Here is a 2687-nt window from a genome sequence, read left to right as displayed (position 1 = left end):
AGCTTAGCTCACGCCATTTTATCCACTCTGTTTTGAGCGACAGATTTTAGAATTTCAAATGTATTTTTGCCACTTTCAAACTCTTTTTTTATAAATTCATAAAATTTTTTAAGCTCATTCGTGCTTTCATCTTTATAGGTTTTGCTCTCGCTTACAGCTTGTATGGCTTTAAAATTATTCGTAGGTGCTGTTTTATTATGTCAAATAATATTTTTAAAATTTTATATAATTATACATTATGTCAAAAAGGCATTTTTATGAAAATAGAGCATTTTTTAGACTTCGCAGATGAAATGGTAAATTTCAAAGATATGTTTATATAGATAGTTTAATTAAAAAAGAAACAATGAGAAAAATAATATAAATTTTTTCTTGTCAAATTATTATTAAAAAAATGATGAGTTTTGTGATATTTTTATATCAGCAAAAGTTGGAACAAATCTTGCCTAATAATTTAAAATAAAATTAAGGAGATGGCGATGAGCAGTGTTGCTTTGGATAAAAATTTAGAATTTGGCTCTGTGGTCTCTAAAACAAAAGAGCTAAAAGCCAAAAAAGAAGCTGGTGGCACAACTTTTGGTGCTGAGCTTTTAGCACAAAGCTATAATTTAGAACTAGCATCACAAGCTGAAATTATTGCTCAAAATAACGTAAAGATAGGGCAAGAAATATCTTTGTCTTTATCCAATCAAACACAAAATTCACTATAATCTAGCATAAATGAAGCAAAATTTTATCCAAACTCGTATGGTTATGGCATAGACGCACAAGGTTTTATGGGTGCTGACTTTAATAAGGCCGCTGGACTACCAAGCGACTTTAAAATTCACAAAAAAACACTTGATGATATTGTAGATTTTAACGAAATAAGCTTTTATAATAAGCCAACTAAAAATGCAAAAGTCTTTGAAAATCTAGACGTAGCTGACACGAATAAGCAATGGTGTAGAATTTTAACCAAATCACAAATGGCATTACGCAAGAAAAAGAGAGCTTTAACGAACAAGACCTAGCAAAACTCCCAAAAGGCTATACCGTAACAACCAGCGAGGATTCAAACAACATTGTAATCTCTGATAAATCAAAATATAAAGTAACAAATATCTACCAAACAAAAGAGCAGTTTGATGACGCAAAAGCCCTAGAAGATGACTTTAGAGGGACTGATGTAAATTTTAATGTTAGCAAATTAGACTTCTCAAAAGAATTTTTAAATCAAAAAAGAGATGGCACAGTTCGTTTTGATACGGATATGTCTTTTTATAAGACAAAGGATGGAGATTTTAGTAAAGAGGGCGTTTTTGTAGGCTTTTTAAAAAACGTAAATGCAAAGGCAAGCAATAGCGGAGATACAAAAATACAAAACGCAACACTCTCATACGCCCTAAGTTTGCAAAATGAATTTAAAGCGAAAGTAAGCAACATAAATCTAGAAAAAGTAGCACAAGATGAAATTTTAATCCAAGAGCTTTTAAGGCAAAAAAGTAAAAATCAAACCAGCACAGCCTTGCAAAACAACGATAAAGCCGAAGCCAAAAAATTAATGGAGCGTATTAATGCACTTATGAGCCAAACGGCGGTGTAATAACAGGCAACATTGAGTTGGCCTTTATGGGATTTTAATTAAAAACGCAAAAGAGCCTTAAAGCTCTTTTGCATAGTTACAGCTAAGTTTTAAGCCAAGCTTACAAGCTTTTTTGTAGTATTTTTTAGCTTTTTTTAAATCTTTTGGAATATTTTTATCGGTTTTATATCTGTCAAATTTTTGTGTTAAATGTCTTGTTAAAATGTGCCACTTTTAAATTTTAATGTTATTTTAGGGGATAAAAGGCTATATCGTTAAGCAATACAAACCTTCTCAAACATTATTTTTCAAGAGATAAAGAGTATGGATAAATGACGAGGTTTAGATTATGAAGTTATTTTACCTAAACCACCTTATCAACCCTAATGCTCTTTAAAAAGCTATCTTTTAGCTCACTTAGTAAATTTTGCATATTTGTTATCTCTTTATTATTGGTGTTTGTGTTTTGATTTAGGGCGCCTGGGTAGAATTTAGCCAAAGCCTCTTTTTCATCGCTATTTAGCCCCTCTTTGCCGATATTTTCAAGTTTGATTTTTGCAGCGATTGCGGCTTGGACTTTTAGCTCCTCATCACTTATTAAAGTGCCTATGTGTGGCGGTGCCATAAAGCCCTTTGAGTATGTAACTGCCCTGTTTAAATGCTCATCTAGCTGGGCTTTGCTCCAAGTTTCGTTTAGTGAAATTTTGCCGTCTTGGTCTTTATCATCGCTAATTGTGCGGTTTAGCTCACGCTCAATGGTCTTGCTTGTCGGGCTGTAATTAGCTGGCATAAATAGGCTTTCAAAGCTACTATTTGACTTTTGATAGCTATCAATACCTAAATTTATGTGAGCTGTGATTGTGTTGTTGTATGTTATAAAACCTGCCCAGTAGTTTTCAAAATACGAATTTGTCCTTTCTTGCTCGGTTTTATTTAAAATCCCGTTTTTATCATCATCAGCCCTTAAATAGCCACGTTTATAAGCAATATCAGCAAACCAGCTTGATACAAAATTTTGTGCATTGCCGTTTAAAATCACACTGCCATCATCATTTTTAAAAACATCATCACTGCCAAAAACACGATTTATTGTGTTTAAATTCTCATCGCTTAGACCGATTTT

1 protein-coding gene and 2 pseudogenes are annotated in these 2687 nt (G+C 32.5%); 2 read left to right on the top strand and 1 reads right to left on the bottom strand.

Translation table 11 applies throughout. The annotated features are described in order from the left end of the window. Positions 1-479 precede the first annotated feature (479 nt). A complete protein-coding gene (locus tag NYG85_RS11930) occupies positions 480-710 on the top strand; it encodes a hypothetical protein (protein WP_284938886.1) in 231 nt (76 codons plus the stop codon). A 6-nt stretch (positions 711-716) separates the two neighbouring features. Beyond that, a pseudogene (locus tag NYG85_RS12265) lies at positions 717-1585 on the top strand (Cj0814 family flagellar-dependent secreted protein). A 343-nt stretch (positions 1586-1928) separates the two neighbouring features. On the opposite strand, the pseudogene NYG85_RS11915 reads toward NYG85_RS12265, so the two are convergent. Next, positions 1929-2687 (bottom strand): annotated as a pseudogene (locus tag NYG85_RS11915) (hypothetical protein); the annotation flags it as partial.

Origin of the sequence: Campylobacter gastrosuis (genome assembly GCF_030249845.1) — a bacterium.
Taxonomy (GTDB): Bacteria; Campylobacterota; Campylobacteria; order Campylobacterales; family Campylobacteraceae; genus Campylobacter_A; species Campylobacter_A gastrosuis.
Note: the sequence above shows the minus strand (reverse complement) of the source record. Positions and strands in the feature narration are given on the sequence as shown.

Coding starts and splice junctions, on each gene's coding strand:
- NYG85_RS11930 (WP_284938886.1), top strand. CDS start 480: ATGAGCAGTGTTGCTTTGGATAAAAATTTAGAATTTGGCTCTGTGGTC.